This window comes from Hyalangium sp. (assembly GCF_035629615.1).
Taxonomy (GTDB): Bacteria; Myxococcota; Myxococcia; order Myxococcales; family Myxococcaceae; genus Hyalangium.
On record NZ_DASPHO010000803.1, the window covers coordinates 1 to 5,755 of the forward strand.

A 5,755-nucleotide genomic window follows, 5' to 3' on the forward strand; every position below is an offset into this window, starting at 1 on the left:
CGGCGGCGCGTCGCCCACGAGGAAGATGACCTTCATGGTCTCGCGCTTGTCGCTCCAGGACATCTTCGACACGGCCTCGCCAAGCCCGCGGCCCACGTGCTCGGGGGTGTCACCGCCGCCATCCGCGCGGAACTTCCGCAGGTGGGTGAACACCGTGTCCAGGTCCTCGCTCAGATCGAAGCGCCTCGTCACGTACGCGTCGCCCACATCCCGGTAGGCCACCAGCCCGACTTTGAGGCGCGGCGTCGGCTTGCCCGTGGCGATCCGCGAGGCGATGGAGAAGATCTTCTGCTTGGCGCCCTCGAGGAGCCCGCTCATGGAGCCCGTCGTGTCCAGCACGAACACCACCTCGATCTGCGGCCGGTCCTGCTTCTGCTGGGCGTCCTGCTGAGGCTTCACCGGGGCGGGCTGCTCCTGCTTCGGGGCCACCTGCGGGGTAGGAGCCTCGGCGAAGGCCAGGGGAGCGGAGAGCGTGACGGTGGCGAGCGCGGCGGCCATGAGGGGCCGCGTGAAGAACTTCAGGGACATGGAAGGCTCCAGGGACGGTAAGAGGGGTGGTGTCGCGCGCGTGCTCCCCTCTAACGGGCGGGCCTGAGGAAAGGTCTAGCCCTCCGGGGTTGCGCCAATCGGGGCCCGTAGGTCACTCGCCGCCGTGATAGGCTCGGGACCGACGCGCCTCAGGCCGTCGCCGGGGAAGTATCCACCCCGGAACGCAGGTTCACCCCCTATCACCCAGCCGAGACCCGATGCTCTGGGAGCTTGCTCCCTTGCATCAGGCCACGGACTTGCCGAGGAGATGCATCGACATGACCAGTGATCAGCCCCTCATCGTGACCGAGACCGATCTGGACCGCCTCCGCCGTGTCCTCGATCAGCATGGCTCTGGCCGCAACGCCGAGCTGGCAGAGATGCTGGAGGCGGAGCTGTCTCGAGCGGAAGTGGTCGACTCACAGGCCGTGCCGCCCCACGTGGTGACGATGAACAGCACCATCGTCTTCGAGGATGAGGACACCGGCGAGCGGCGGGAGGTGACACTCGTCTACCCTCAGGACGCGCGCAGCGATGCGGGGCGCATCTCGATCCTCGCCCCCATCGGCAGCGCGCTCATCGGGCTGTCCGTGGGGCAGTCCATCGAGTGGCCGCTCCCTGGCGGGCGCACCCGGCGCCTGCGCATCGTCGCGGTGCCCTACCAGCCCGAGGCGGCGGGCCAGTACCACCTCTGAGGACTCGAGCCTCCGCGGGCCTCAGCGCGGCGCGTCCGCACGCAACGCGGCGAGCAGCCCCTGCACCATGCGGCGCACCGCGTAGCCCTCGAAGTCCTCGACGGGATCCACCGAGCTGGGGAACACGTCCAGCGTGCTCTCCAGGTAGGCCACGGCGGCCTTCAGGCCGCTCGGAGGGGGGCCCCCCCCGACGCCCCGGAGCTGCTCCTCGAGGAGGAACGCCCGGGACACGAGGTTCTGCCAGCGATCATTCCGCGTCTGCTCGTCCATTCCCCACTCGCCTCGGCGCAAGAGCCCATCGCAGGGTCGCGATGGGCTCCGAGTAGCATGAGTGTCACGCCAGGTCGAACAGCAGCGCCTCCAGCGGCTCGTCGGCCGTGAGCACCAGCGAGCCCTCGTCGGAGACGGCCGCCCCGTCGCCCGCCTTCAGCGCCACGCCATTCAGCGTGCCCGAGCCCCGGGCGATCTGCACCCACGCGTGCCGGCCCGGCTTCAGCGAGTACTCGGCCTTCTCTCCCTTGCCCAGCAGCGTGCTGTTCAGCGTCATGTCCTGGTGCACCGTCACCGAGCCATCACGCCCGTCCGGCGACGCCACCATGCGGAACCGCCCCTGGCGATCGTTCGCTGGGAAGGCCTTCTGCTCGTAGCCCGGCTGCAGTCCTCGCCGCTCGGGCAGGAGCCAGATCTGCAGCATGTGCAGCTCCTGGTCGAACCGGTTCATCTCATATTGAGATTCATCCCTCATCCAAATTGAGAGTCCCGACCGCACGGGGTGGTCCGGGGCGGCATGAGAGGGCCCCCTGGCTTGGATGCCCTGGCGGGCAGGGGTGTGTTCGTCCATCGACACCCTAAATTCAGCACCGAGGTAGCCGGCCTGGGTGCTCGCAGACGTGGCCTCTCGCATCCGTGATGCTTTATCGATGAAGACGAAGGCCTATCAGCTTGTCGAGTGGCAGAAACCTCCAGAGCTCCGCGAGGTGGAGGTGCGCGAACCTGGCCCGGGGGAGGTGCTCCTCAAGGTGGGGGGTGCTGGGGCGTGCCACTCGGACCTGACGTTGATGGGGATTCCTCCCGGCTTCATGCCGTACACGCTGCCCTTCACACTGGGCCATGAGGCCGCGGGGTGGGTGGAAGCCCTGGGGCCCGGAGTGACGGGCTTCGAGCGGGGACAGCCCGTGCTCGTCTACGGCTGCTGGGGCTGCGGTCGCTGCAAGCCGTGCCGGATGGGGAGCGAGAACCATTGCGAGCGCGTGCCCGAGCTGCGCTACCACGGCGGCGGCCTGGGACGGGATGGGAGCCTGGCCCACTACGTGCTCGTTCCGTCCTCGCGGCTGTTGGTGCCCATGGGCTCGCTGGATCCGCGAGACTGGGCTCCCCTGGCGGATGCCGCGCTGGCGCCGTACCATGCCCTCAAGCGGGCACTGCCGCTGCTGGTGCCGGGCTCGACGGCGGTGGTCATCGGCGTGGGGGGAGTGGGACAGATGGCGGTGCAGCTCCTGCGCGCGGTGACCGCCGCGCGCATCATCGCGGTGGACATGTCCTTGGAGAAGCTGGCGCGGGCGAAGGAGCTCGGCGCGGATGAGACGGTCCGCTCGGACGAGCACGCGGTGGGGCACATCCGCGAGCTGACGCGCGGCCTGGGCGCGGAGGTGGTGATGGATGTGGTGGGCGTCGACTCGACGCTGAAGCTCGCGGCGGGCGTGGCGCGGCAGAGCGGGCAGATCCAGCTGCTGGGGATCGGCGGCGGCGTGCTGCCCTTCCACTTCTTCGGCGTGCCCCTGGAGTGCCAGGTGGTGGCGCCCTACTGGGGCACTCTGCCCGAGCTGATGGAGGTCCTGGCGCTGGCCCAGGCCGGCCGCCTGCGCATGACGGTGGAGCACTTCTCGCTGGAGCAGCTCCCCGAGGCCTTTCAGCGCATGCGCGGGGGTACCCTGAAGGGAAGGGCTGTCATCACACCCCACGGTTGAGGGCTACCAGACAGGCGAGCGGAGCGGTGGCTTCGTGACGTATCCTCCGCGCATGAACAATCCCAATGCCTCGCTCTACGATCGTCTCGGCGGCGTCTACGCCATTGCCTCCGTGGTGGATGTCTTCATTGACCGGATCATGGTGTGCCCGATCCTGAACGCGAACCCGCTGGTGGACGAGGCGCACCACCGCGTGCCCAAGGCGGGGTTCAAGTACCTGGTCACGGAGATGGTGTGCATGGCCACGGGAGGCCCGCAGCGGTACACGGGCAAGGCCATGAAGGACTCGCACACCCACCTGAAGATCACCCCGAGCGAGTGGACCGTGTTCGCGGGCCACTTCAAGGCGGTGCTGGACCAGTTCAAGGTGCCCGAGGCCGAGCAGAAGGAGCTGTTCGAGATCGTCGGCACCACGCGCGGGGACATCGTGGTGGAGGATGCGCCCGCGTCACGCAAGGCCGGCTGAGCCACCGCTCAGTGCACCTTCGCCTGGGACTTCTCCATCATCGCGTCCCAGGTCTCCAGCCGCTCCTTCAAGCTGGCGGGCGTCGCTCCGCCAGCCTTCTCCTGCTGGGCGGCCACCGCCTCGAGGATGGGGCCGGTAGTGGCGGTGAAGGCCGCGGGCGACTTCAGGAAGAAGGGCCAGATAATGTCCAGCGCCTCGCGCAGCGAGGCCAGCGCCTCCCTCTCCCGCCCCAACATCTTCTGCAGATGGCTCAAGCTGGTGAGGCTCACCGCCAGCTCGGGGCGGAACACCTCGGGGCGCTCCCGCGCCAGCCGGCGGCGGAGCTCCACCGCCTCCTGCACCGAGGCCAGCGATTCCTCCGGACGGCCCAGCATGCCCTGCATGATGCCCAGGTTGTTCAAGCTGATGGCCAGGTCCGCGCTGAAGGACTCCGGGTGCTCCGCGGCCAGCCGGCGGCGGATGTCCACCGCCTCGCGCAGCGAGGCCAGCGCCTCCTCCTTCTGGCCCACCGCGCTCAGCAGCGGCCCCAGGTTGCTCAGGCTCAGCGCCAGGTCTGGAAGGCCCTGCTTGGGTTGCTCCTCTGCCAGCTTGCGGCGGAGCTCCACTGCCTCCTGCACGGACGCCAGAGCCTCCTTCCACAGCTCCAGCGCACTCTGCACGCTGCCCAGGGTGCTCAGGCTCGCGGCGAGCTGCGGGAGGAACATGGCTGGAAGCATCTTCGCCAGCCTGCGGCAGTACTCCACGGCCTCCTGCGCCGAGGGCAGGGCTTCCGCGTTGCGGCCCAAGGAGCTCTGAGCGACGGCCAGGTTGCTCAGACAGATCGCCAGCGCCGGGAGGAACGCCGCCGAGTACGCCTGCGCCAGCTTGCGGTAGCGCTCCGCCGCCTCCCGCACCGAGGCCAGGGACTCCTCCCTCCGGCCCAGCTCACTCTGGAAGGCGCTGAGGTTGACGAGGCTCATCGCCAGATCCGCAAGGAATGCCTGCGGGCGCTCTTCGGCCAGCTTGCGACGGATCGCCACGGACTCCTGGATCGACGCCAGAGCCTCCTCCCTGCTTCCCACCGCGCTCTGGGCGCTCGCCAGGCTGCTCAGGCTCGCCGCGAGCTGCGGGAGGTGCTCCTCCAGGCGTGACTCCATCAGCTGGCGATAGAGGCCCACCGCCTCCTGCGCCGGAGCCAGGGCCTCCTCCCGCTGGCCCAGCGCGCCCTGCACGGTGCCAAGGTTCGTCAGACTCCCCGCCAGCTCCGGGAGGAATGCCTCCGGGTGCTTCTTCGCCAGCGTGCGGTAGTGCTCCACCGACTCCTGGATGGGAGCCAGGGACTCCGCTCTGCGGCCCAGTCCTCCCAGCATGGAGCTCAGGTTGTTCAGACTCGCGGCCAGCTCCGGCAGGAACGCCTCCGGGCGCCTCTGCACCAGCGTGCGGTAGTGGCCCACCGCCTCCTGCATGGAAGCCAGCGCCTCCTCCCTGCGGCCCAGCGCGCTCTGAGCCCCTGCCAGGCCATTCAGGTTCACGGCGAGGATCGGGAGGAACTCCTTCGGAGCCTCCTTCGCCAGCCCGCGGCGGATGGCCACCGCCTCCTGCATGGCCGCCAGGGCCTCCTCCCTCTGACCCAGCTCGCCCTGAACCACGCCCAGATCCGCCAGCCCCAGCGCCAGGTCCATGAGGAAGACCTCTGGGGAGGCCTCCGCCAGCTTGCGGTAGTGCTCCACCGCCTCCTTCAAGAGGACCAAGGCCTCCTGCCGCCGTCCCAGCTCACCCAGCAGCATTCCCAAGCTGCTGCGCAGTCTCGCCTGTTCGGCCCACACCCGCGGACTCTCCCCTGGAGCCACGTGGCTCAGCAGGGTGTTCTTCACCCAGACAGCCGCCTCGCGCAGGGGAGCTGCGAACTCCGGCAGCCCAGCCGCATCGAGCCGCTCCGCCACCTCGGGTGTGCCCTCACGCTCGAGGGCCTTGGCGAGCGCTCGGCCTGCCGCGGCGGAGGCTGGCCGCTGACCCATGGCCTTCGCCGCTTCCAGCGCGGCGCGGGCCCGAGACCTGACAGCGCCTGCGAGCAGGGTGGCCATCCACTCCGCTGCCTCGGGGGCCTCGGAGGACACGCG

Annotated in this window: 6 protein-coding genes and 1 pseudogene; 3 read left to right on the plus strand and 4 right to left on the minus strand. The window is 69.5% G+C overall.

From position 1 onward, the window contains the following. Positions 1-528 (minus strand): vWA domain-containing protein (locus VD972_RS40420; protein ID WP_324994511.1); only part of this gene is annotated, 528 nt, incomplete at its 3' end. A gap of 278 nt (positions 529-806) precedes the next feature. Between VD972_RS40420 and rnk the strand changes: the two genes are divergently transcribed. Further along, positions 807-1,223 carry a nucleoside diphosphate kinase regulator gene (rnk, locus tag VD972_RS40425; RefSeq protein ID WP_324994513.1) on the plus strand — a complete coding sequence of 139 codons (417 nt, stop codon included), beginning with the start codon at positions 807-809 and terminating at the stop codon, positions 1,221-1,223. A gap of 21 nt (positions 1,224-1,244) precedes the next feature. Here rnk and VD972_RS40430 read toward each other — a convergent pair whose 3' ends face one another. Continuing rightward, the gene (locus VD972_RS40430) at positions 1,245-1,493 is read right to left on the minus strand and encodes a hypothetical protein (protein ID WP_324994515.1); all 249 of its coding nucleotides are present in this window, start codon (positions 1,491-1,493) and stop codon (positions 1,245-1,247) included. A gap of 64 nt (positions 1,494-1,557) precedes the next feature. Further along, positions 1,558-1,947 (minus strand): annotated as a pseudogene (locus VD972_RS40435) (pirin family protein); the annotation flags it as partial. 196 nt (positions 1,948-2,143) lie between these two features. On the opposite strand from VD972_RS40435, the gene VD972_RS40440 reads away from it, so the two are divergent. After that, positions 2,144-3,190: an NAD(P)-dependent alcohol dehydrogenase gene (locus VD972_RS40440; protein WP_324994517.1), complete on the plus strand. Its 1,047-nt coding sequence runs from the start codon at positions 2,144-2,146 to the stop codon at positions 3,188-3,190. Between the two features lie 52 nt (positions 3,191-3,242). Continuing rightward, complete coding sequence (locus tag VD972_RS40445) at positions 3,243-3,656, plus strand: group 1 truncated hemoglobin (protein WP_324994519.1); 414 nt, start codon at positions 3,243-3,245, stop codon at positions 3,654-3,656. 8 nt (positions 3,657-3,664) lie between these two features. Here VD972_RS40445 and VD972_RS40450 read toward each other — a convergent pair. Continuing rightward, the coding region (locus VD972_RS40450) for a tetratricopeptide repeat protein (RefSeq protein ID WP_324994521.1) at positions 3,665-5,755 on the minus strand (2,091 nt) is incomplete at its 5' end.

Bases quoted from the DNA above. Each gene is read 5' to 3' on its own strand.
- VD972_RS40440 (WP_324994517.1), top strand. From the start codon at position 2,144: ATGAAGACGAAGGCCTATCAGCTTGTCGAGTGGCAGAAACCTCCAGAG.
- rnk (WP_324994513.1), top strand. From the start codon at position 807: ATGACCAGTGATCAGCCCCTCATCGTGACCGAGACCGATCTGGACCGC.
- VD972_RS40445 (WP_324994519.1), top strand. From the start codon at position 3,243: ATGAACAATCCCAATGCCTCGCTCTACGATCGTCTCGGCGGCGTCTAC.
- VD972_RS40430 (WP_324994515.1), bottom strand. From the start codon at position 1,493: ATGGACGAGCAGACGCGGAATGATCGCTGGCAGAACCTCGTGTCCCGG.